Annotated in this window: 19 protein-coding genes and 1 other RNA gene; 13 read left to right on the plus strand and 7 right to left on the minus strand. The window is 65.6% G+C overall.

What is annotated here, in order from left to right; genetic code table 11:
* Positions 1–35 precede the first annotated feature (35 nt).
* The 4 genes from PSV33_RS08690 to trxA all read right to left on the minus strand — a co-directional run bounded on the left by PSV33_RS08690 (position 36) and on the right by trxA (position 4,260).
* Positions 36–1,799, minus strand: a complete 1,764-nt coding sequence (locus PSV33_RS08690) for a hypothetical protein (RefSeq protein WP_300560671.1) — start codon at positions 1,797–1,799, stop codon at positions 36–38.
* Between the two features lie 96 nt (positions 1,800–1,895).
* Positions 1,896–2,177, minus strand: coding sequence for a type B 50S ribosomal protein L31 (locus PSV33_RS08695; protein WP_096695864.1), 282 nt, complete (start codon positions 2,175–2,177; stop codon positions 1,896–1,898).
* A 218-nt stretch (positions 2,178–2,395) separates the two neighbouring features.
* Complete coding sequence (gene rho / locus PSV33_RS08700) at positions 2,396–3,658, minus strand: transcription termination factor Rho (protein ID WP_096662678.1); 1,263 nt, start codon at positions 3,656–3,658, stop codon at positions 2,396–2,398.
* Positions 3,659–3,927: 269 nt separating this feature from the next.
* Positions 3,928–4,260: a thioredoxin TrxA gene (gene trxA / locus PSV33_RS08705; RefSeq protein WP_077594529.1), complete on the minus strand. Its 333-nt coding sequence runs from the start codon at positions 4,258–4,260 to the stop codon at positions 3,928–3,930.
* 213 nt (positions 4,261–4,473) lie between these two features.
* Between trxA and PSV33_RS08710 the strand changes: the two genes are divergently transcribed.
* The 4 genes from PSV33_RS08710 (at position 4,474) to PSV33_RS08725 (ending at position 12,362) form a co-directional block, all read left to right on the plus strand.
* The gene (locus PSV33_RS08710) at positions 4,474–7,038 is read left to right on the plus strand and encodes a PD-(D/E)XK nuclease family protein (RefSeq protein WP_300560673.1); all 2,565 of its coding nucleotides are present in this window, start codon (positions 4,474–4,476) and stop codon (positions 7,036–7,038) included.
* Between the two features lie 141 nt (positions 7,039–7,179).
* Positions 7,180–10,464: an exodeoxyribonuclease V subunit beta gene (locus PSV33_RS08715; RefSeq protein ID WP_300560675.1), complete on the plus strand. Its 3,285-nt coding sequence runs from the start codon at positions 7,180–7,182 to the stop codon at positions 10,462–10,464.
* A 247-nt stretch (positions 10,465–10,711) separates the two neighbouring features.
* The gene (locus PSV33_RS08720) at positions 10,712–12,010 is read left to right on the plus strand and encodes a TIGR03862 family flavoprotein (RefSeq protein ID WP_300560926.1); all 1,299 of its coding nucleotides are present in this window, start codon (positions 10,712–10,714) and stop codon (positions 12,008–12,010) included.
* 67 nt (positions 12,011–12,077) lie between these two features.
* Positions 12,078–12,362: a hypothetical protein gene (locus PSV33_RS08725; protein ID WP_300560677.1), complete on the plus strand. Its 285-nt coding sequence runs from the start codon at positions 12,078–12,080 to the stop codon at positions 12,360–12,362.
* Between the two features lie 13 nt (positions 12,363–12,375).
* Here PSV33_RS08725 and PSV33_RS08730 read toward each other — a convergent pair whose 3' ends face one another.
* Together PSV33_RS08730 and ffs are read right to left on the minus strand one after the other, a co-directional pair.
* Complete coding sequence (locus PSV33_RS08730; RefSeq protein ID WP_300560679.1) at positions 12,376–12,582, minus strand: hypothetical protein; 207 nt, start codon at positions 12,580–12,582, stop codon at positions 12,376–12,378.
* A 173-nt stretch (positions 12,583–12,755) separates the two neighbouring features.
* An RNA gene (gene ffs / locus PSV33_RS08735) (signal recognition particle sRNA small type) lies at positions 12,756–12,852 on the minus strand.
* An 86-nt stretch (positions 12,853–12,938) separates the two neighbouring features.
* Here ffs and PSV33_RS08740 point away from each other — a divergent pair.
* The 9 genes from PSV33_RS08740 (at position 12,939) to PSV33_RS08780 (ending at position 22,014) form a co-directional block, all read left to right on the plus strand.
* Positions 12,939–14,933, plus strand: coding sequence for a beta-propeller domain-containing protein (locus PSV33_RS08740; RefSeq protein WP_300560681.1), 1,995 nt, complete (start codon positions 12,939–12,941; stop codon positions 14,931–14,933).
* A gap of 37 nt (positions 14,934–14,970) precedes the next feature.
* Positions 14,971–16,860 (plus strand): DNA polymerase III subunit gamma/tau, encoded by a 1,890-nt coding sequence (dnaX, locus tag PSV33_RS08745; protein ID WP_300560683.1) that lies wholly within the window; start codon positions 14,971–14,973, stop codon positions 16,858–16,860.
* 41 nt (positions 16,861–16,901) lie between these two features.
* Positions 16,902–17,234 carry a YbaB/EbfC family nucleoid-associated protein gene (locus tag PSV33_RS08750; RefSeq protein ID WP_096662652.1) on the plus strand — a complete coding sequence of 111 codons (333 nt, stop codon included), beginning with the start codon at positions 16,902–16,904 and terminating at the stop codon, positions 17,232–17,234.
* Positions 17,235–17,387: 153 nt separating this feature from the next.
* Positions 17,388–18,017: a recombination mediator RecR gene (gene recR / locus PSV33_RS08755; RefSeq protein ID WP_300560685.1), complete on the plus strand. Its 630-nt coding sequence runs from the start codon at positions 17,388–17,390 to the stop codon at positions 18,015–18,017.
* A gap of 81 nt (positions 18,018–18,098) precedes the next feature.
* Positions 18,099–18,512: an MAPEG family protein gene (locus tag PSV33_RS08760; protein ID WP_300560686.1), complete on the plus strand. Its 414-nt coding sequence runs from the start codon at positions 18,099–18,101 to the stop codon at positions 18,510–18,512.
* A gap of 126 nt (positions 18,513–18,638) precedes the next feature.
* Positions 18,639–19,685 carry an ABC transporter substrate-binding protein gene (locus PSV33_RS08765; RefSeq protein ID WP_300560688.1) on the plus strand — a complete coding sequence of 349 codons (1,047 nt, stop codon included), beginning with the start codon at positions 18,639–18,641 and terminating at the stop codon, positions 19,683–19,685.
* Positions 19,686–19,976: 291 nt separating this feature from the next.
* Positions 19,977–20,813 (plus strand): ABC transporter ATP-binding protein, encoded by an 837-nt coding sequence (locus PSV33_RS08770; protein WP_300560690.1) that lies wholly within the window; start codon positions 19,977–19,979, stop codon positions 20,811–20,813.
* A gap of 5 nt (positions 20,814–20,818) precedes the next feature.
* The gene (locus tag PSV33_RS08775) at positions 20,819–21,658 is read left to right on the plus strand and encodes an ABC transporter permease (protein WP_300560692.1); all 840 of its coding nucleotides are present in this window, start codon (positions 20,819–20,821) and stop codon (positions 21,656–21,658) included.
* A 203-nt stretch (positions 21,659–21,861) separates the two neighbouring features.
* The gene (locus PSV33_RS08780) at positions 21,862–22,014 is read left to right on the plus strand and encodes a DUF3096 domain-containing protein (RefSeq protein ID WP_300520189.1); all 153 of its coding nucleotides are present in this window, start codon (positions 21,862–21,864) and stop codon (positions 22,012–22,014) included.
* A gap of 39 nt (positions 22,015–22,053) precedes the next feature.
* Here PSV33_RS08780 and PSV33_RS08785 read toward each other — a convergent pair whose 3' ends face one another.
* On the minus strand, positions 22,054–22,905 hold the full coding sequence (locus PSV33_RS08785; RefSeq protein WP_300560694.1) for a restriction endonuclease: 852 nt from the start codon (positions 22,903–22,905) through the stop codon (positions 22,054–22,056).
* Between the last annotated feature and the right edge of the window lie 41 nt (positions 22,906–22,946).

Here is a 22,946-nt window from a genome sequence, read left to right on the forward strand (position 1 = left end):
CGTCTTTCCGCCGCAGCGCGACTGACCGTCTACGGTTACTGGCGGCCTGGTGCCTGGCCCGGGTTCGCAGCCTGGCCGGAGGCCGCCACGCTGACTCGTTTATACAGCGCCACGTTTTCGTTTTTGTCGGTGGGTCGACGCAGGGTGGCCAGATAGGCCCACTCGGGCATGTCCACGGTTTGGCTGAGTGTGTCCTGGGCGTCGGCATCGACCACCAGGTAAGGGCAGACCGCCTTCGCGCCGGCCCGACGCAGCTGGAGTTGCCCATGGTATTGAAAAGCGGCGACCTGGGCTGAATTCAGACCATACACCTCGACGCAGGCTCCGGGCTCAACGCGTGCTGCGACCTGTCGCGACAGCGGCGCGTAGCTGCGCGCGTAGTCGAGCAGCGGCAGCCACAGCGTCATCAGCAGCAGCCAGCACAGTGTGGCGCCGCCGGCGGGCAGCACCATGGATTTCCACACCGCCGCGCGCTGGCGGCCGGCCCGCCACCTGACCAGCCAGGCCCAGGCCAGGGTGGCCAGCGCCGCGGCCAGAAAGGCGAGCCAGGAAAAACTGGGCTCAAAACCAGGCGCCAGCTTGGCGACGTTGGCGGCCGGCTGCCTGGGCATGCCGGTCTGCATGGCAATCCAGATCACCCAGATGATGATGGCGCAGCCGGTGAAGAACAGCAGCGTGAACCAGTCAATCAGCGAGGCCACGCTGCGCTTGAGCGTGGGCAGGGCAAAGGCGGCCAAAGCCGCCAGCGGCGGCAGGCTCAGCAGCAGGCTGCGGTCCGTGGCGGTGGTGGTGACCGTGGCGGCGAGCGCGACCAATGCAAACCACAGCGGAAGAGCAACATGCCGGCTGGTCAGTTGCCGGCGCCAACGCCACAGGGTCCAGGCGGCCAGCGGCCAGGCGGGCCAGGTGAACCAGACCAGCAGACGCGCCAGGCTGCGCCATTCCTTGCGGTCTGCCGGACTTTCCAGGCCAGGAATTTCGATCCGCCAGCGCCAGAGATCCAGCCCCCAGGACAAGGCGGCCACCGCGAGGGTCAATCCCGCGGTCAGCAGCACCCAGCGCCAGGCGTGGGCCGGGTTGTTATCGGGCCGGGCGCTCTGTGCGTTGCCCCATGCCACCAGCGTGCTGCCGGCGCCCAGGAGGGCTGCCACCGTGGGGGCGCCGCTCAGGGCCAGGCCGGCCAGGCCGACTCCCAACCCGAGGGCCGGTCCCATCACTTTCCAGGCGTTGCGGTAGGCACTGGCTGCCACGGCATAAAAAACCAGCGCCGTGAAACCGAGCTGCGCCAGGGCGGGCGTGGTTTCGTGCGAGAGCTGGGCCAGGCCCAGGCTGGCGATCAGGGCCAGCAAGGCGGCATCGGCAATGGCCCGGGCGTAATCGACCGGGCTGGCTTCCCCGCCAAAGGCAAACGCCACGGGCTGGGCCTGCGGGCTGCGCGCCAGGTAATAGACGGCGTACCAGGTGCACAGCAGCGTCAGCGCCAGCAGCAGGCCGAACGGTACCCGCGCGGCATAAGCAGGGTCGAGAAAGGGCAGGGCCTTGATGGCCAATGCGCCCATCCAGTAGGGCGCGAGCGCCTCAAACTCGCCGACCTGCCCCAACAGCAGCGGATGCAGCCAGCTGGTGTTGCCGGCGGCCAGTTCGCGCATCGTGCCAAAGGCCGCAATGTCGGCGTTTTTCCAGGGACCACGTCCCAGGAAGCCTGGCAAGACATAGGCCAGGCAGAACAGCAGCAACGCGAGCCGGGGCAACCGGCGAACCGCGGACTGGGCAATGATGGCGGGTGAGGGTTTGTTCAAGGGAGGTCAGGCTGGGCGAAAGTCCTGATTTTGGAGCAAAAAAAAGCAGCCTGACGTTCAGGCTGCTTTTTCGTGGGGCCGGAGCAGTTTTGCAGCTTACTCGGCAGCAGGTGCTGCAGCGTCTTTGGCAGCGGTCTTGCCAAAACGGTTGCGGAATTTCTCGACGCGGCCACCCATGTTGTCCACGGATTTCTGTGTGCCGGTGTAAAACGGATGCGATTCGCTCGACGTATCAAGCTTGTACAGCGGCAGTTCGCGGCCGTCTTCCATCTTCACCATTTCTTTGGTGTTGGCGCAGGAACGGGTCACAAACTTGAAGTTGTTGGACATGTCCAGGAAACAAACTTCGCGGTAGTTGGGGTGAATGCCTTCTTTCATGATCTTTCCTTGTTCGTTTCGGGAGCCACTCAAAACCGTTCTGAGCACTTTCCGTGAAGCCTCGCATTATAGCGTGATTCGGAGTATTTGGCGAATGCAGGGCGTGTGGAAGTATTTAGGCCAGCCGGGGCCGCGGAACCGGCTTTGCCGGGCCGCAGGCGCAGCGCCCCCTCGGGGGGCAGGGCGCTACGCGAAGCGAGCAACCGTGGGGGCTATATCTAGCCGCCGCGCCTCATCATGTCAAAGAACTCGTGGTTGTTCTTGGTGGCTTTCATGTTCTTGAGCATCAGCTCCATGGACTCGATCTCATCCATGTTGTACATGAACTGGCGCAGAATCCGCGATTTTTGCAGGATTTCGGGGGCCAGCAGCAGCTCTTCCTTGCGGGTGCCGCTGCGGTTCAGGTGAATCGCCGGGAACACGCGTTTTTCGTACAGGCGGCGGTCCAGGTGGATCTCGCAGTTGCCGGTGCCCTTGAACTCTTCAAAAATCACCTCGTCCATGCGGCTGCCGGTATCGACCAGCGCAGTGCCGATGATGGTCAGACTGCCGCCTTCCTCGATCTTGCGCGCGGCGCCGAAGAAACGTTTCGGCCGCTGCAGGGCGTTGGCATCGACGCCGCCGGTCAGCACCTTGCCGGAAGAGGGCAGCACATTGTTGTAGGCGCGGGCCAGGCGGGTGATCGAGTCCAGCAGGATCACCACGTCCTTGCCGAGCTCGACCAGGCGCTTGGCGCGCTCGATCACCATTTCGGCCACATGCACGTGGCGCGCGGCAGGCTCGTCAAAAGTGGAGGAGATCACTTCGCCGCGCACGCTGCGCTGCATCTCGGTCACCTCTTCAGGGCGCTCGTCCACCAGCAGCACCATCATGACCACTTCGGGGTAGTTGGCGGTGATGGCGTGGGCGATGTTCTGCATCATCACGGTCTTGCCGGACTTGGGCGGCGCCACCAGCAGGGCGCGCTGGCCCTTGCCGATGGGGGCGATGATGTCGATGATCCGGCTGGTGAGGTTTTCCTCGCCCTTGATGTCGCGTTCGAGCTTGAACTGCTCGCGCGGGAACAGCGGCGTCAGGTTCTCGAACATCACCTTGTGCTTGTTGGCTTCCGGCGCACCGTCGTTGACCTTGTCGAGCTTGTTCAGGGCAAAGTAGCGCTCGCCGTCTTTCGGGGTGCGCACTTCGCCTTCGATCATGTCGCCGGTGTGCAGGTTGAAGCGGCGGATCTGGCTCGGGCTGATGTAGATGTCGTCGGTGGACGCGGTGTAGCTGGAGTCCGGCGCCCGCAGGAAGCCGAAACCGTCGGGCAGCACTTCGAGCACGCCGTCGGCGACGATGGTTTCCCCCGTTTTGGAGCGCTTCTTGATGATCGCGAACATCAGCTCCTGCTTGCGCATGCGGCCAGTGTTTTCGATCTCAAGCTCTTCGGCCTGCTTGAGGACTTCAGACACGTGCAGTGCCTTGAGTTCGTTTAAGTGCATGGGGAAACCTTGCGTGAAGTCAACTCCTCGCGGAGTTCAGATAAAAAAACGGGGGAGGTCTGAAAGGAAGCTAGAGGCGCTTCACAAACCGGGAACTCGAACCGGCCGGCAGCAGCCGGTCAGCGAACAGGGACATTATGACAGGAAATTGGGGGTGTCTATGGGGGCGGGGGAGGTGCGGGAGCCGGTCCTGGCGATCCGCTTCAGGCCGGAGGGGGCACCGGCAGGCTGTGCAGGGACAGCTTGCCGGCGGCCGGGAACAAGGCCGGTCAGGCCAGTTGCTGGTCGATGAAGGCGGTCAGCTGCGCCTTGCTCATGGCGCCAACCTTGGTGGCAGCCAGCTGGCCGTCCTTGAACAGCATCAGCGTCGGGATTCCGCGGATGCCGAACTTGGCGGGAATGTCGCGGTTTTCGTCCACGTTCATCTTGGCAATCTGCAGGCGGCCGTCGTAACCGGTGGCGACTTCGTCCAGAATCGGGGCAATCATCTTGCAGGGGCCGCACCACTCGGCCCAGTAGTCGACCAGCACGGGTTTGGAGGCCTGCAGCACATCGGCTTCGAAGGTGGCATCGGTGGTATGTTTGATCAGTTCGCTCGCCATGGCGGCTCCTTTGTCTGGTTAGGATGATTACGATGAGGTACGGCAGAAGTTGCAGCCATTGTGGCAGAAAGCAAGTGGCCGGGTCAGGCGCGCAGGGGCTATCGGCCCGATAGCAATAATTCGATTTACGGCGTTCCGGCCCTCCTTGCACTGATTCATCCACAGACCCATGCTCCACTGCCTTTCCCCGCGACTACCATCCCTCAAACCTGCATGACACCCCTTTCCGCCTCTGAATCTGCATGGCCTGCGCCCGATGCGCTTTGCTGGGAACAGGCCATGGGGCAACTGGCGGGTGTCATGCAGACCCGCCGCATCCACCCCGCGGAGGCGGTGGTGTTGCTGCCGTACGCGCAGTTGATTCAACAGGCGCGCCGTGCCTGGGCCGCGCAGGCGGGCGACACCTTTTTCGTGCCCCGTTTCGAGACCACCATGAACTGGGTCGGCGGGCTGGGCGGCACCCTGGGTCTGTATGTCCCTTCGGCTGATGATCTGCGCATGGATATGGCGCTGGACATGCTGACGGCGGCTTCCCTGCTCGACCGGTCAGGGCTGAGCGGCCAGCAGGACGCGCTTGCCGGCCGGCTGGTGGACGCAGCCTGGAGTCTTGCCGGCGTTGCCGCCGCCGTGCTGCCGAGCGCGCGCCCGGCCTGGAGTGAGCGCCTTGCGTTGGCGCTGGGCGCGGGGCAGGAGTCGCCGGTGCTGGCGCTGGAGCTTGCCGTGGGACGTATTGCGCTCGCCTGGGCGGCGGCATCAGCCTATCCCACGGACTGCCTTTTTCAGGCAAGCCCCCAGCTGTTCGTCGTGCTGGAGGGTTTTCAGGCTGACCCGCTCACCGAGTCGCTCAAACTGCATTTCGGCGACCGGTCGGTTTCCATCCCGCTTTGTCTTGCCCTGCAGGCGTCGCCCACGCCGCCTGCATTGCACGCCGCGCAGGACGCTGAAGACGAAGCCGGCCGCGCGGCGGCCTGTGTTCTTGCGCATCTTGCGCAAGGCTTGAGTCCCGTGGCCCTGATCGCGCAGGACAGGCAACTCACGCGCCGGGCAGGCGCCATGCTGGCCGGGCGCGGGATTGCCATGCGGGATGAAACCGGCTGGAAGCTTTCGACCACCCGCGCTGCCGCGAGCCTCATGAGCCTGCTCCGTGTCCTGCCTTGGGACGCATCCAGCGACGCCGTGCTGGACTGGCTGAAAAACGCTCCGGCCTTTGACGCTGCCATGGTGACCGCCGCCGAGATCGAACTGCGCAAGGCCGGTGTGCGTGCATGGCGCGACCTGCCGGACTTCCCTGAGGAGGGCCTGGTACCCCCTGCATTTGCGGCGACGGCGCCTCTGGCGCGCAGGGTGAATGCGCTGCGGGCCCTTTTCGGCCGTGCCCGTCTCCTGCCGGTGTGGCTGCGCGACCTCCGGTCCGCCCTGCGCTCGGCCGGACAGTGGGACGCGCTGGCACAGGACGACGCCGGACAGACGGTGCTTGATGTCCTGCGTCTGCACGAAGGCGCAGAGGCCGAGTTCGAGGTGTCGCCGATGACGCGGCAGCACGAGTTCACACAATGGGCCAACCATGCGCTCGAGGGGGGCAAGTTCTCGCCGCTGCATCCGCCGGTGGAGCAGGTGATCATCCTGCCCCTGGCGCAGCTGCTTGGCCGGTCGGTGCAGGCCGTGGTGCTGCCCGGCTGCGACGAGATCCGGCTGCCGGTGTCGCCGGAACCCGCCGGCCCCTGGACGCCCGGCCAGCGTGATCTGCTGGGTTTGCCCTCGCGCGACGTGCTCGCAGCCGCCCAGCGCCAGGCCTGGCACTATGCCCTGCAAATGCCGCATCTCGATGTGCTGTGGCGCACCAGTGAGTCCGGCGAACACCTGATGCCCAGCGGATTCGTGCAGGAGCTGCTGCTGGACCAGGACCCGGCTTCGGAGCCGGTCATGGCCGGCGACCCCCGCCGCCTGCGCAGCGTCGCGACGCTGCCCACGCCGCACCCGTTTCCCACCGGCGAGGCCTTGCCCGTCACCCGGCTTTCGGCCAGCGCGTATGAAGACCTGCGCCGTTGCCCCTACCGCTTTTTTGCGCTGCGCCAGCTCAGGCTGCAGGAGTCCGAAGAGCTCGAAAGCGAACTGGGCAAGCGCGACTTCGGCAACTGGCTGCACAGCCTGCTGCGGTATTTTCACGAGGCACTGAAAGCGGCGCCCACCCCCGACGCAGCAGGCCGCACCGTCATGATCAATGCGGCGGCCGAACGCGCCACCCGGGAGCTGGCGCTCAGCGACAGCGAGTTCCTGCCCTTTGCCGCGGCCTGGCCCGGCGTGCGCGAGGGCTATCTGAAGTGGCTGACCGACCACGAAGCCACCGGCGCGGTCTTCGACGAAGCCGAAGTCTGGCGCGAAGTGCCGGTGGGCACGCTCACGCTGCTCGGCAAGCTGGACCGCATCGACCGCCAGCCTGATGGCCACGCCCTGGTGATTGACTACAAGACCGAGCCGCGCACCACCACGAGCGAGCGCATCAAGAACGGCCAGGAAGACACGCAGCTGGCGTTTTATGCCGCCCTGGTGAGCGACGACACGCTGGCGGCGGCCTACGTGAACCTCGGCGAAAAGGAGCCCACCAAAACCTATGAACAGCCCGAGATCGTCGGTCTGCGCGACGAATTGATCGACAGCATCCTGACCGACATGGCACGTATTGAACGCGGCGCCAAACTGCCGGCGCTGGGCGAAGGCAAAGCCTGCGACTATTGCGCCGCGCGGGGCCTGTGCCGCAAGGACTTCTGGAATGAATAAAGCTCCCACGCTTTTCACTTCGCCTTCGGCTCCGTGTAATGCGCTGCCCCCCGGGGGGGCCGCTGCGCCTGCGGGCCGGCAGAGCCGGACCCGCGGCCCCTGCTTGAATGGGATCCGTGCGCTTGCAAGGAGTGGTCGCCGATGAAAAATTCCCACACCGCCGCCTACGAATGCAACGGCGAATCGGTCTCCGCCGAGGCGTTTTACGCCATCGCCTGCGATCCACGGCGCAGTGTGGCGGTGGAAGCCTGTGCCGGCGCGGGAAAAACCTGGATGCTGGTGTCGCGCATCGTGCGGGCGCTGCTTGACGGGGCCACGGCTGCACCCGGGCAGCAGGTGCTGCCGCATGAGATCCTGGCGATCACCTTCACCAAAAAAGCCGCGGGCGAAATGCGCGAGCGGCTGGACGACTGGCTCAAGGCCTTTGCCCACGCCGATGACGCCACCTTGCAGCGCGAACTGGACATACGCGGCGTCCGGGTCGATTTTTCAAGCCAAAAAGGCCTGCAGTCCGCACAGGCCGTGCGCGAGCAGCTATCAAATTTATATCGCTCCATTCTGGCCGGCGGCCGTTCGGTGCAGATCCGCACCTTCCACAGCTGGTTTGCAGCCTTGCTGCGCAGCGCGCCTGTGGCGGTGTTGCAGCGCCTGGAGCTGCCGGTGAACTACGAGCTGCTGGAAGACGATGCACCGGCACGCGCGTTGGTGTGGCGGCGGTTTTACGCGGCCGTCTCGGCTGATGCGTCGCTTAAGGCCGACTTTGAGGCGGTGGTGCTGGCCCATGGGCGTTTTCAGGCCGACAAGGCTTTGCAGGCCGCGCTCGACAAGCGCACCGAATTCACGCTGGCCGATGAAAAGGGCGTGATCGACGCGTCGGTGCAGTCTTTCGCGGCGCAGTTCAACGAATTTGGGGGCATCGAGGAACCGGAAGAGCTGCTCAGCACCAACCGCTTTCACCGGCAGACCCTCGCTGACGCCGCCGTGGCGCTGGGCCGCGCGAGCGCACCGACTTTTTCGGCCAAGGGCGTGGAGTTGGAGCGCGCGCTGACGGCCGGCGACTTCCCGGCGGCCATCGCGGCCCTGCTGACTGAAAAGGGCACGCCGCGCAAGTTCGGCGAAAAAATCGTCGGTATCGAACAGGTGCGCATGGCCCAGGACCTGGTGTTGCGGGTGGTGGCGGCCCGCCAGCAGCATGACGCCTGGCTGTACCAGCAGCGCATGGCGCGCCTGACGCGTGTGCTGATCGCCCAGTTCACCGCCTTGAAGCGCGAGCGCGGTTGGGTCGACATGAATGACGTGGAGCGCGCCGCGCTGCTGATGCTGGCCGACCCCGTGCTGTCGGGCTGGGTGCAGGAGCGGCTGGACGCGCGCATTCGGCACCTGATGATCGACGAGTTCCAGGACACCAACCCGCTGCAGTGGCAGGCGCTGTACGCCTGGCTCATTGGTTATTCGGGTGCGGGCAGCGCACCCAGCGTGTTCCTGGTGGGTGACCCCAAACAAAGCATTTACCGCTTCCGCCGTGCCGAGCCGCAGGTATTCCGCGCCGCGCAGGCTTTTGTGGTGCACGGCCTGGGGGGTGATCTGCTCAGCTGCGACCACACCCGGCGCAACGCCGAAGCGGTGATTGACACCGTCAACTCGGCCATGGCCACGGCGCGCGAAACCGACGGCTATGAGGGCTTTCGCGAACACACCACGGCGTCGGGCCTGGCCGGCGCCGTGGGCCGCCTGCCGCCTGTCCCCCGGAACAAGGACGAAGAAGAGGCCTCGCCGCTGGCTGCCGGCTGGCGCGACAGCCTGAGCACGCCGCGCGAACTGCCTGAAGAAACCCTGCGCACCCGAGAGGCCCGGCAAGCCGCCGCCTGGATATCAGGGCAAATAGCCGCCGGCTTGCGGCCGCAGGACGTGATGGTGCTGTCGCGAAAACGCGCCGGCCTGCTGCCGCTGCAGGACGAATTGCGGGCCTTGCACATTCCCGCGCAGGTGGGCGAGAAAACCGAACTCATAGCCTGCTGCGAAGTGCTGGATGTGGTGGCGCTGCTCGACGTGCTGGTGTCGCCGCAGCATGACCTGTCGCTGGCACGCGCACTGCGCTCGCCGCTGTTCGGTCTGGCCGATGAAAGCCTGGTGCAACTGGCCCTGCTGCAGCGCGAGCACCACCTGCCGTGGTACAACTTGCTACAAAAAGAGGAGCTGCTTGCGCCCGTCCTGAAAGGGCTGGGGCCTATTTTGACCAAGTGGAAGGGCTGGCTGGACGGTTTGCCGCCGCACGATGCGCTGCAGGGCATTTACGACGACGGCGATGTACTGGCGCGTTTTGGCGCAGCCGCCCCGGTGGCGCAGCGCAGCGCGGTGCTGGCCAACCTGCGCGCGCTGCTCGGTGTGTCGCTGGCACTCGACGGTGGGCGTTATGCCACGCCTTATGGTTTTGTGCGCGCGCTCAAGGCCGGTGGCACCCAGGCGCCGGCAGCCGTCAGCAGCGAGGCCGTCCGCCTGTTGACCATCCACGGCGCCAAGGGCCTGGAGGCCGAAGCCGTGCTGCTGCTGGACACCGACACCGTGGAGCGCAATGCCGACAGCATGGGTGTGCTGGTCGACTGGCCCGGCGAAGCGACCGAGCCGCGCAAGTTTGTCTTCCTGGTCAGCGAAAGCCGGCCGCCGGCCTGCGCCGCCGACACGCTGGCCAGCGAGCTGGCCGCCCGCAAGCGCGAAGAGCTCAACGCCCTGTATGTGGCGCTGACGCGCGCGCGCGCCACCCTGGTCATCTCGTCCATCGAACCGCACCGCGCGACCACTGAAAGCTGGTGGCAGCGCCTGCAGGCCCTGGTGGGCGAGCTGCCTGCACCGGTGGCCGATGAATCCGCCGCAGCGCGGCCGGACCAGGCGGATGGCGGCGTTTTTTACCTGCCCGAGCTGCCTGCCTTGCCCGAAGGTCTGGCGCCCGCTGCGCCTGCCGTGGAGCGGGTGGACGAAGACTCGCTGAAGGCACGCATCGGCAAGGCCATGCACCGCCTGCTGGAGTGGGGCGGTGCTTTGTCGGCGGAACAGCTGAAGGCGGCGGCGCGCGAGTTTCGCCTGAGCCCGGCGCAGGCGGCAGACGCCGCCGGTCTGGCCGGGCGCATTCTGGCGGGTGAGGGCGCCTGGGCCTGGCGCCCGGAGGTGTTGGCCTGGCAGGGCAACGAGGTTGACCTGGTCTACGCCGGCCAGGCATTGCGGCTGGACCGCCTGGTGCAGCGCAAGGATACGGGCCACGAAGGCCACTGGTGGGTGCTGGACTACAAATCGGCAGCGGCGCCGGAGCTGCAGCCGGCGCTGATGGCCCAGTTGCAGGCCTACCGGGCGGCGGTGCAACTGATTTACCCCGGCGCGCCAGTGAAGGCGGCTTTCCTGACGGGGCGGGGAACCGTCGTCGTGCTGCAATAATCGGGGTACCGACAGATCGGCCTGAAGCGGCTGCTTCCCAAGCTTTCAGGTCTTTTTGCATTGCAGCCCTTGAGGGACGCGCGCTGCCAGCTATAAAAAACAGAGCAAACCGACCTCGCCGGGATGCCCTGCTTCCTGTGCCCTTTCACATTGCCATCACGTGCAGACGGACATTTCCTTGAACGATTCAACTTCTCCTGCCCAGCCACGGCGTGTGGTCATCATCGGCGGCGGCCCCGCCGGGCTCATGGCCGCCGAAGTGCTGGCCGGTGCCGGCGCGGCCCTGTCCGTGCAGGTGTACGACGCCATGCCATCGGTGGGCCGCAAGTTTTTGCTGGCCGGCAAGGGAGGGCTGAACCTCACGCACTCCGAAGGGCCCGAACCTTTCCTCAGCCGTTACGGCGAGCGCAGCGCGCAATTGCAGCCGCTGCTGGCCGCCTTCGGCCCCACCGAGCTGCGCGCCTGGGCCCAGGCCCTGGGCGTGGAGACCTTTGTCGGCAGCTCGGGCCGCGTGTTTCCCAGGGACATGAAGGCCGCGCCGCTCCTGCGCGCCTGGCTGCAGCGCCTGCGCGCCGCGGGTGTGAAGTTCTCCATGCGGCACCGCTGGCTGGGCTGGGCCGAAGACGGCGCGTTGTCGTTTTCCACACCCGCCGGCCCGGTGCAGGTGCAGGCCGACGCCGTGGTGCTGGCCCTGGGCGGCGGCAGCTGGGCGCGGCTCGGTTCGGACGGCGTCTGGGTGCCGCTGCTGGCCGCACGCGGCGTGGCTGTGGCGCCGCTGCAGCCATCGAACTGCGGCTTTGATGTGGGCCCCGAGCCGCACGCGCTGGCGGCCGCCGAACAGGGAGAAACCCGCCGCGAATTTTTCAGGGAACTGGTGGGGCAGGGCCCGTCACAGCAGCCGGGCTGGACCGAACACTTTGCCAGCCGCTTCGCCGGCCAGCCCTTCAAGTCGGTGGCCATCAGCTTCACCGATTCGCAGGGCCGCAGTTTCAGCCGCAAGGGCGAGTTTGTGGCCACTGCCACCGGCGTCGAAGGCAGCCTGATCTACGCGGCTTCCAGCCTGCTGCGCGATGAAATCGCCGCCCACGGCAGCGCCATCTTCCTGCTGGACCTGCTGCCCGACAAATCGCCCGAGCAGGTGCTGGTCGAGGTGCGCCATCCGCGCGGCTCCCGCTCCCTCTCCAGCCACCTCAAGAGCCGGCTGGGCATCGAAGGCATCAAGGCCGCGATGCTGCATGAACTGCTTGGCAAGGAGGCCATGAACGATCCGGTGCAACTGGCGCGTGCGATCAAGGCGCTGCCGGTGCGGGTGGTGGCGGCGCGCCCCATCGACGAGGCCATCAGCAGCGCCGGCGGCGTGTCATTCGAAACCCTGGACGGCCAGCTGCACCTGCAGACCCTGCAGGGTGTGGCGCAACCGGTGTTCTGCGCTGGCGAGATGCTGGACTGGGAAGCACCGACCGGTGGCTACCTGCTGACCGCCTGTTTTGCCAGTGGGCGCCTGGCGGGGCAGGGAGTTTTAAGCCATTTCGGGTTCCAGCCCTGACCACACGGGCGCAAGCAGCTATTGATTTGATAGCTTGTGCAATGTTTACTTTTTGAAGAGGTTTGCCATGATCGTGCGTTTCCATATCGACTTGATGGAACAGGACCAGTACGAATACCGCGTCAGCTACGAGGGCGAGGAGCTGTACAGCGACGCCGGGCTGGACAGCATTGACGCCTGCATCGTGGCCGCCACCGAAGGGCTGGGGCAGGATGCCATTGCGGCCGAAGTGGCGTACAAGGGCATCATCAGCGGTACCTATGCGCTGGCTTCCCTGGCGCTGGTGTCAGCGCAGATTGCCGAGCATGCGCTGCAGACCACGGCAGCGATTGAAGAGGTTCTGGAAGGCTAAGCGCCTTGATTGCCTAGATCGCCCCCTCGCGCTGCTCGAAGTAGTGGCTCCAGGCGTGCAGCCGTTCCGACTCGACATGCAGCCGCAGAAAGTCGTCCGGGCCCACCTTCGACAGCTCGTGGATCGCCTCCAGCCGTTGTGCCTCCGCCTTGATCAACCGGCCCAGTGCTTTCAGGTAGCGGGCCAGTTCCTCGTGGGTTGGTTTTTCAAATGTATTCATGCAAAAAATTCTAGGGAAAAGTCTGCGCTGGAGAAAGCCCGAAACCGCAGGCAGGCGCCGCATCTGCTTGTAGGAATTCGGCGTGGCGATGGCTGGATGTGAACTTTTTCACTGCATCGGCATGCAGGCGAAAAAAAACAGGACCATCCGCAGATGTCCTGTTCTTGAAAAAAGGTGACGGACCTCGACCCCGGCACTGGCTCCGCAGTTAGGGCTGCTTGGTTCCCCATCTGACCCGGTTGGCCGCTTCACCATGCGGGAAGGCCCGTCACTCACTATTTTATGCGAGGCGCGACGACCCCGGCCCGAATATCATCGAATAGCTTAAAAATAGTCTGGCCTTTCAAGGAAAAAACATGTCCTGGTTGCTCAAGGCTCTCGCGGCCATGGCGGTGTGTGGTGGTGTCGGGGGCGCAGCGCAGGCACAGGGCGAGGCCTTCACACCGGCCGGCAACCTGACGGCCTTCGCCGACGAGGCCGCCCTGCAGGCCTGGTTTGAGCCCTTTGCGCTGGAGCGCCAGCGCCGCGAGGAAGAACGCCGCAGGCAGGAAGAGGAACGCCGGCAGCGTCAGGAGGAAGTCCGGAAAAAATGGGAGGCCGAGAACCCCGGCAAGACCTGGGACTCCCGCCCCAGCCCGCCGGCCCCGGTTGCCATGGCGATGGCCGCACCGGCGCCTGCCGCAGTGGGCTCCACCGAGTCCATCACCAACAACCAGACCGCCGGCGTGGACGAGGGCGGCATTGTCAAGGTGCACGGCAAACACCTGGTCATTTTGCGCCGGGGGCGCTTGTTCACGGTCGATGTGGACCGTCACCAGCTGCAGCCGGTGTCGTCCATCAACGCCTACGCGCCGGATGTCAACCCGTCGGGCGCCTGGTATGACGAGATGATGGTGGCCGGCAACACGGTGGCCGTGATCGGCTACAGCTATGCGCGCGGCGGGACGGAGCTTGGCCTGTTCAACATCAATGACGCGGGCCAGCTCAGCTACCGCGCCACCTGGCATCTGCGCTCCAGCGACTACTACTCCTCGCGCAACTACGCCAGCCGCCTGATCGGCAGCCAGCTCATTCTTTACACGCCCATTCCGCTCAACGTCTGGCAGGGCGATCCGGCGGCACGCCTGCCCGCGCTGCGGCGCTGGCAGCCTGGCGCGACACCTGCGGACTTCAAACGCATAACCGACGCGACGCGCATTTACCGCACCGACGAGCCGCTGAACCCGCAGGAGGGCATCACGATGCATACCATCGTGCGCTGCGACCTGGCCCAGCCTGAACTCGATTGCCGGTCCAGTGCGGTGATGGGGCCGGCCGGCCGGGTGTTTTATGTCTCGAGCCGCGCGGTGTACGTGTGGACCACGCGCAGCCAGCGCGATGCCGCCAGCGGGCGTGTCGCATCGCATTCGGCGGTGTTTCGTTTGCCGCTCGACGGTGCGGCGCCCAGCATGCTCAGGACGCAAGGCAGCCCGATCGACCAGATGTCGTTTCTGGAGGGCGGCGACGGTTACCTGAACGTGCTGCTGCGCGCCAACGGCAACGGGGACGGCATGTGGCGCGGCGAAGGCAGCGGCGGCAATCTGTCCCTGCTGCGGGTGCCGGTGCGCGATTTTGGCGATGGCCAGGCCCGTGCTGGCGAACAGGCCTACACGCGTTTGCCGGCTGCCGGCGACGGCAGCCTGCAGAACCGTTTTGTCGGCCAGCGCCTGCTTTATGGGGCGGGCTGCGGCTGGCGCCGGCCCGCGCCGGGCACTGTGGGCCAGTTGCAGGTGGTGCATGTGGCCGACCGAGCCAGAACCGAAACTCTGACGCTGCCGCACGGCGTGGACCGCATCGAGGCGCTGGGCACCGATGCGATTGCCGTGGGCACCGACGGGCAGGACCTGCATTTTTCCAGCGTGCAACTGGCGCCCCGGGCGCGCGTGGCCGGGCGTTATGTGCAGGCGCGGGCCGCGCAGGGCGAGACGCGCAGCCACGGCTTTTTCTACAAGCCCGATGACGCCACCTCCGGGGTGGTGGGCCTGCCGGTGCGCGGCGCCGGGCAGGGCGGCTACCGCCAGTTGTGGGACGAGCCCGCCGGCATGTTGTACCTGAGGAACAGCGGCCTGAAGCTGTCCGGCATCGGCAGTCTCGCGTCGCGGCCGGGTGTCGGCAGGGAAGACGGTTGCCGCGCCTCCTGCACCGACTGGTATGGCAATGCGCGCCCGATCTTTCTGCGCCACCGGGTCTTTGCCTTGCTGGGTTATGAACTGGTGGAAGGCCGGATCTTGACGGCGCCCGGCGGCGCCGGGCGCCTGGTGGAGACGCGGCGCATCAGTTTTGCGCCGGGTTCGGCCGATTACCAGCGCTGAGGGGCTCTGCTGTCACGCGCAACCGTAGAATCGGGGAATGTCCTACCTCGTCCTTGCCCGCAAATACCGCCCCCGGAATTTTTCTGAAATGGTCGGGCAGTCGCATGTGGTGCAGGCGCTCAGCAACGCACTGGGTACGCAGCGGCTGCACCATGCCTACCTGTTCACCGGCACGCGCGGCGTCGGCAAGACCACCATCTCGCGCATCCTGGCCAAATCGCTCAATTGCCTGGGTGTGGACGGGCAGGGCGGCATCACCGCCACGCCGTGTGGCGTGTGCCAGGCCTGCACCGACATCGACAGCGGCCGTTTCGTCGATTACACCGAACTCGACGCGGCATCCAATCGCGGCGTCGACGAGATCGCCCAGTTGCTCGAGCAGGCGGTCTACAAGCCGGTGGTGGGGCGCTTCAAGGTCTTCATGATCGACGAGGTCCACATGCTGACGAACACGGCCTTCAACGCCATGCTCAAGACGCTGGAGGAGCCGCCCGAGTACCTCAAGTTCGTGCTGGCCACGACGGACCCGCAGAAAGTGCCGGCCACGGTGCTGTCGCGCTGCCTGCAGTTCAATCTGAGGCCGATGGCGCCCGAAACCATTCTGGAGCACCTGGTGCAGGTCCTGCGGGCAGAAAACATCGAAGCCGAGCCGCAGGCCCTGCGCCTGCTGGCGCGCGCCGCACGCGGCTCCATGCGCGACGCGCTGTCGCTGACCGACCAGGCGATCGCCTTCGGCTCGGGCCAGCTGCAGGAAGCCAGCGTGCGCCAGATGCTGGGCAGCGTGGACCGCAGTTATGTGTTCCAGCTGCTCGATGCGCTGGCGCGCGGCGACGGCAAAAGTGTGGTCGAAACTTCCGAGGTGTTGCGCCTGAACGGCCTGAGCGCCGCGTCCACGCTGGAAGAAATGGCCACCGTGCTGCAGCGCATGGCGGTGTTGCAGGCGGTGCCGGGCATCGGAGCCGGCGACGACGACGCCGACCCAGAGATCGCCGCCACCGCGCGCCTGGCGCAAACCCTGCCGGCCGACGAGACGCAACTGCTGTACAGCCTGTGCCTGCACGGCCGCGCCGAGCTGGGGCTGGCGCCCGACGACTATGCGGCGCTGACCATGGTGCTGCTGCGCCTGCTGGCCTTCAAGCCCGCGGGCGCGACGACGGCGGCTGCCGCACAGGGGGGCGCCGTCGAGCCCCCAAAAAAGCCGCAGCCTGACAGTGTGCCGGCCACCCCCGTGGCCGCCCGTCCCGTCGCGGCGCCTGTCGCGCCCCCGGCGCCGGTTCGTCCCCCGCTGGCGGCACCACCGGTTCGCCAGAATATGGAAGAAAATCCGTCTTCCGCCCTTGTGCAGCGTGCGCCACCAGCTCCTGATTTTGTAGCGTCGCGTGATCCCTTGCCGTGGGAAGACGCCTTGCCCATGCCGGCTTCGGCATTGCCGGCGGTGCCAGTACCGGCCCCGGCCCCGGCGCCCGCGCCGGCCACTGCCGCGCCTGCCGAGCTCGTGGTCATAAGCAGCCCTCTCGGCGACGCCTGGACGGCGCTGGTCAATCGCATGGTGGCCGCCGAGATGATTGCGGCGCTGGCGCGTGAGCTGGCCCTGCAGTCCGAGCTGCGCTCGCAGGCTGACGGTGTCTGGACGCTGCGTGTGGAACGCGAGTCGCTGAACCAGGCCGCTGCGCGCGAGAAGCTGCAGGCCGCGCTGCAGACCGCCCTGCAGGACAGCGGGCAGGCGCCCAGGCTCTCGGTCGAACTCGGCCCGGTCGGCGACTCGCCGGCGCGGCGCAATGCCGCCGCCGCGCTGGAGCGACAACGCCAGGCCGAGGAAACCATACAGAACGACCCGTTTGTGCAGGACATGATGCGCGACTGGGGCGCCAGAATTGTGCCGGGCAGCATCAAACCGCTCGTCCCGGTGGCAGGCAAGCCGATATGATCAAGAGCAGATCGAACTCTCTGTTTTAAAGGAAAAAATCCATGTTCAACAAAGGACAACTCGCCGGCCTGATGAAGCAGGCGCAGGCCATGCAGGACAACCTGAAAAAGGCCCAGGACGAACTGGCGTTCATTGAAGTCACGGCGGAGTCGGGCAACGGCATGGTCAAGGTCACCATGACCTGCAAACACGATGTCAAACGTGTCGAGATCGACCCCAGCCTGCTGACCGACGACAAGGACATGCTCGAAGACCTGGTGGCCGCTGCCTTCAACGCTGCCGTGCGCAAGGCCGAAGACCTGAGCCAGGAAAAAATGGGCAAACTGACCGCAGGCATGCCAGGGTTGCCCGGCGGCATGAAACTACCGTTCTAGTGAGCTCCCACGGTCACCCACTGCGAGCCTGCGGTATCTCCCTGCCCCTTGCACCGGAAAAGGGGCCGCTGCGCCTGCGGCCCGGCAAAGCCGGTTCCGCGGCCCCTGCTGGTTTGGTCTGTAGGTTTGCATGCGCCTCAGGCGCTGCTCCACATGGCTTCTGACTCGAATGCCCTCGAAGGTCTGACCCAGGCGCTGCGGCGGCTGCCGGGCGTGGGCGCCAAGTCGGCGGCGCGCATGGCGTTTCACCTGCTGCAGCATGACAAGCCCGGCGCCCTGCAGATCGCAAGGGCACTCGAACATGCGGTGCACAGCGTCAGACACTGCGCGCTGTGCAACACGCTGACCGAGCTCGACATCTGCAGCACCTGCGCCAACCCGGCACGCGACCGCAGCAAGCTGTGCGTGGTCGAAACTCCGGCCGACCAGGCGGCGCTGGAGCGCACGCTGGCCTACCGTGGCCTGTACTTTGTGCTGATGGGCAAGCTCAGTCCGCTTGACGGCATCGGCCCGCATGACATCGGCCTGCAGAAACTGTTCGACCGTGTGTTGCCCAGGGACACACTGGGTGAAACGCCCGTCGCCGGTGAGCGCGAGGTGCAGGAAGTCATCCTGGCCACCAACTTCACCGCTGAAGGCGAGGCCACCGCGCATGTGATTGCGCAGGCGCTCAAAAGCCGCGGCGTGCAGGTCACGCGGCTGGCGCGGGGCGTGCCGGTCGGTAGCGAGCTCGAGTACGTGGACCTGGGCACCATTGCGCACGCGCTGGTGGACCGACGCTAATTTTTCCGCCAGTTTGCATTCGCGCTTCAATCTTCAACTTCCTCAACCTCCTCACGACGCCACGCCAGAAAGGCTTTCTCCATGACATACGCACGTTTCACGGTGGCCTACTGGTGCCTGCTGGCTTTTGCGCTGCTGCCGATTGCCTGCGCCGGGCTGGCGAAGTGGGGCAAGATGGGTGCCTCGCCGAACAAGGGCGGTTTCGACAACAACAACCCGCGCGCCTGGCTGGCGCGGCAAACCGACTGGCGCGCGCGTGCCAATGCTGCGCAGGCCAACACCTTCGAAGCCCTGCCTTTCTTCTTTGCCGCCGTGATCATTGCGCACCAGCTGCAGGCCTCGCAGGTACGGCTTGATGTGTTTGCGTTCGTGTTTGTGGTGCTGCGTATCGCCTACGTCATGATGTACGTCGCAGACATGGCCAAGAGTCGCAGCGTGATCTGGTTCCTCGCGCTGCTGGTCAATATCGGCATTCTTTTTCTGGGCTACCGGTAACGTCTGGTAACCACAAACCGTACCGTACAAACCCGCACGGGATGATACCGATGCGGGTTTTTTTGGCGCTGGCTATGCTCTTTCCGAAGTCATAAAAATATCAGAGAGTGAGAGAGAACCCGCCCCATGAACCACCCCACAGTCAACCGCAGAACTTTCGCCAGTGCGGCCGCACTCGCTGCCGTCTCCCTGGCCTTTCCGGCACTGCGTGCGCAAGGCAAGCTGGAGAAAACAAAACTTTCACTGGCTGTTGGCGGCAAGGCCGCGTTTTATTACCTGCCGCTGACCATCACCGAGCAGCTCGGCTACTTCAAGGCTGAGGGCCTGGATGTGGAGATCAGCGACTTTGCCGGCGGTGCGCGGGCCTTGCAGGCGGTGGTGGGCGGCTCGGCCGATGTGGTGTCGGGTGCCTACGAACACACCATCAACCTGCAATCGAAGAACCAGATGTTCCAGGCCTTTGTGCTGCAGGGCCGGGCGCCGCAGATTGCCTTTGGTGTGTCCACCAAAAACATGCCCAACTACAAAACAGTGGCGGACCTGCGTGGCAAGAAGATCGGTGTGTCCGCACCGGGCTCGTCCACCAACATGATGGCCAACCTGGTGCTCTCGCGCGCCGGGCTCAAGCCGGCGGACGTGAGCTTCATTGGCGTCGGCACCGCAGCCGGTGCGTTGGCGGCGCTGCGTTCAGGTCAGATCGACGCCATGAGCAACACCGACCCGGTGATGACCATGCTGGAGCAAAAGGGCGAGGTCAAGATCATCTCGGACACGCGTACGCTCAAGGGCACGGTTGATGTGTTCGGCGGTCCCATGCCGGCGGCGTGCCTGTACGCGCCCGTGGAGTTCATCCAGAAGAACCCCAATACCTGTCAGGCGCTGGCCAACGCCATCGTGCATGGCCTGAAGTGGCTGCAAACGGCCGGACCCGGCGACATCATCAAGACCGTGCCCGACAACTACCTGCTCGGCGACCGCGGTCTGTATCTGGCTTCCTTCAACAAGGTGCGTGACGCGATCGCGCTGGATGGCATCATTTCCGACGAGGGTGCGAAAACCGCCCTCAAGGCCCTGGCCAGTTTTGACCCCAGCATCAAGGCCGACAAGATCGACCTGAGCAAGACCTACACCAACGAGTTCGCCCGTCGCGCCAAGGACAAGTTCAAAGCATGAATGTGGCCCCCACGTTCGCTCGCTTCGCGTAGCTCTCTGCACCTTGCAGGCCGCCGCTTGTCAGAGACTTCGCTTCTGTCGCCTGTCCGAAGCTGCGCAGGCAGCTTTGGAGCCGCAGGCTCCAGCCCCGAGGGGGCCGCTGCCCTTGCAGGGCGCCACGCCGCCAGAGGCGGCGCATCTGAAGGCTGTCCAAGCCCGCGCAGGCGGGCTCGGAGCCGCAGCCTTCAGCCTGCGGCCCGGCAATGCCGGTTCCGCGGCCGCGGCTGGTAAAAATTCACCCGACAATGCCTCATGTCTGTGTCCCTCGACCTTGCCTCTGACTACGCGCTTGAACTGCTGGATGTCACCTGCACCTTCCGCTCGCGCGAGGATGCAGGTCAGGCCTACACCGCCGTTGGTGCATCCACGCTGCGCATACGCGCCGGCGAGTTTGTCTCCGTGGTCGGCCCGACCGGTTGCGGCAAGTCCACGCTGCTCAACATCGGTGCCGGCCTGCTACCGCCGACCTCCGGGACCGTCAAGGTGTTCGGCCAGCCGCTGAGCGGCATCAACACGCGTGCCGGCTACATGTTCCAGACCGAGGCGCTGATGCCCTGGCGCAGCGCGATCGACAACGTCATGGTCGGCTTGCAATATCGCGGCGTGCCCGATGCCGAAGCGCGTGCGCAGGCGCAGGCCTGGCTGGAGCGCGTCGGCCTGAGCGGCTTCGGCGACCGCTACCCGCACCAGCTCTCGGGCGGCATGCGCAAGCGCACAGCCCTCGCCCAGGTGCTGGCGCTGGACCCCGACATCATCCTGATGGACGAGCCGTTTTCGGCGCTTGACATCCAGACTCGCCAACTGATGGAGAACGAGGTGCTCGATCTGTGGGCGGCGAAGAAGAAAGCAGTGCTGTTCATCACGCATGACCTCGACGAAGCCATTGCCATGAGCGACCGCGTGGTGGTGCTGTCGGCTGGACCGGCCACGGTCCCCATGGGCGAGTTCGTCATCGACCTGCCGCGCCCGCGCAATGTGGCCGAGGTCCGCACCCAGCCACGTTTCATCGCGCTGCACACGCAGATATGGGATGTGTTGCGCGACGAGGTGCTCAAGGGCTACGCGCAGCAACTCCAAAAAGCGGCGTAACGATCATGTGGAAGGCACTCAAACCGTCTGACCGGAACCTGCGCTACTGGCAGGTCGGCATGCTGGTGGTTTTCCTGGGCCTGTGGCAACTCGCCTCGCGCGACCAGCAACTGGCGTTTTTCCTCGGCGAGCCGGTCAAGGTGGCCGGGCGCGTCTGGTCCTGGTTTCTGCCCTTCGGTTTCGGCCCCAGCATGCTGTTTCCCGACGGCTTGCCGGGCAACGCCGACATCTACCTGCACCTGGGCACCACACTGCTGGAGACGGTGCTGGCGTTTGGCATCGGTACCGTCCTGGGCCTGGCCTTTGGCCTGTGGCTGGCGCTGGCGCCCATGGCCGGCGCCATCATGGACCCCTACATCAAGGCGGCCAACTCGATGCCGCGCGTGATCCTCGCGCCGATTTTTGCGATGTGGTTCGGCCTGGGCATCTGGAGCAAGGTGGCGCTGGCCGTCACGCTGGTGTTCTTCATCGTGTTTTTCAATGTCTACCAGGGCGTCAAGGAGGTCAGCCCGGTGGTGCTGGCCAATGCAAGGATGCTGGGTGCGAACCAGCGGCAACTGCTACGCACCGTGTACCTTCCCAGCGCCACCAGCTGGGTGTTTTCCAGCCTTCACACGTCCGTCGGTCTGGCTTTCGTGGGGGCCGTGGTGGGCGAGTACCTGGGGTCGGCGCGCGGCGTGGGTTACCTGATCCTTCAGGCCGAAGGTACTTTTGACGTCAACACCGTGTTTGCCGGGATCGTGGTGCTGACGGCGTTTGCGCTGGTGCTCGACGGCATCGTTGGCCGCATTGAGCGCAGGCTCATGAAGTGGCAACCCCGCACGGGAGAGACAGAGAAACTCTGATGACACACCCTTCTGAAAAGATATGGCTGTACTCGGGGCCCCTGAGCATGTTGACCGCACCGGCCAGGCGGTACTGAATTTTCCATCTGTTCGTTTCGTCCTACATACACGCGGCGGGCTGGTGGCTACATTGGTGCCAGCCACGCCGCCGTGCCCCCCCCCCGGGGCTGGCGGCATCCGTTCACTCAGCGCAAGGAAACCCCATGAATCTCCATCTCAGCATCGGCCCCGTTGTCTCCCTGATTGCAGGCATCCTGATCCTGATCATGCCGCGCCTGCTCAACTTCATCGTTGCCATTTACCTGATCATCATTGGCCTGCTCGGCCTGTTCGGGGCCGGCGCGCTCAAGCTCTAGAACCCGAAAAAGGCACGGCCGCGCTGTGGGGACGGCCCTTCAGCGTTTGCCCAGCGCCAGCGCCAGCAGGGCCTGCTGCTGGGCGGGGGTCCGTCCGGCAATCAATGCCAGCAGACCGGCACGGTCCAGCAGGTTGATGCCGTTGTCCTTGGCGAATGTGCGCGCATTCTCGCTGCAGATCGAAGATGTAGCGCAGGTGCCGCGCTTGAGCTGGCGTGAGCGCATCAGGTCAAGCAGGGGGTGCAATTCGCGCACGCCCACCGGCTGGCCCGACCACTGCTTGCACCAAGCCACCGCCGCCGGGCTGTCCGTGCCCTGTTGCGCGTGACGCGAGTAAAGCCATAGCGTCACGCCGCCGGCTGTGCCGTGCGACTGGCCCCGGATCTCGAATCCGCCCTGCGCAAACAGCGCTTCACACACCGCGTCAAACTGCTGCGCCGACACCTGGTCAAACAGTGCTGGCGTCCACGAGGTTTGTGCCACGGGGGGCGGCGGCGGCACGCTGCGGGCCGGCTGGGCTGGCCTGCTCGCAGTCGGGGCAGCGGGGAAATCAATCAGCTTGTCGAGGGTAAAGGGCGTGCTGGGCGCGGCAGCAAGTTTGCCGGGAGCGGGCAGCCGGGGCGGTCCCGCTCCCCTTGCCAGCTTGCTCCAGGGCGGCTCAAAGGCGAGGGGGTCGACAAAAGCTTCGGCCTGGAGCCGGTTGATCAGGTAGCTGCCTACCAGAACGACGCCGAGCAACAGGGCCGCAGCACCCGCAGGCAACAAGGACCGATCCTTGCCGGACATCACCAGCAGGGTCATGCCAATGGCGACGGCCAGCAGTCCGATGGCAAAAAGAGACCGGTGGACCACGCTGGGCTTGACTTGTGTTCCGGGCTTGCTGACGACCATGGCGTGGGTGATCCGATGGACTACTCAGGCTGTGGGTACAG

The organism is Polaromonas sp., from assembly GCF_029945895.1.
In the GTDB taxonomy this organism is placed as follows: Bacteria; Pseudomonadota; Gammaproteobacteria; order Burkholderiales; family Burkholderiaceae_C; genus Polaromonas.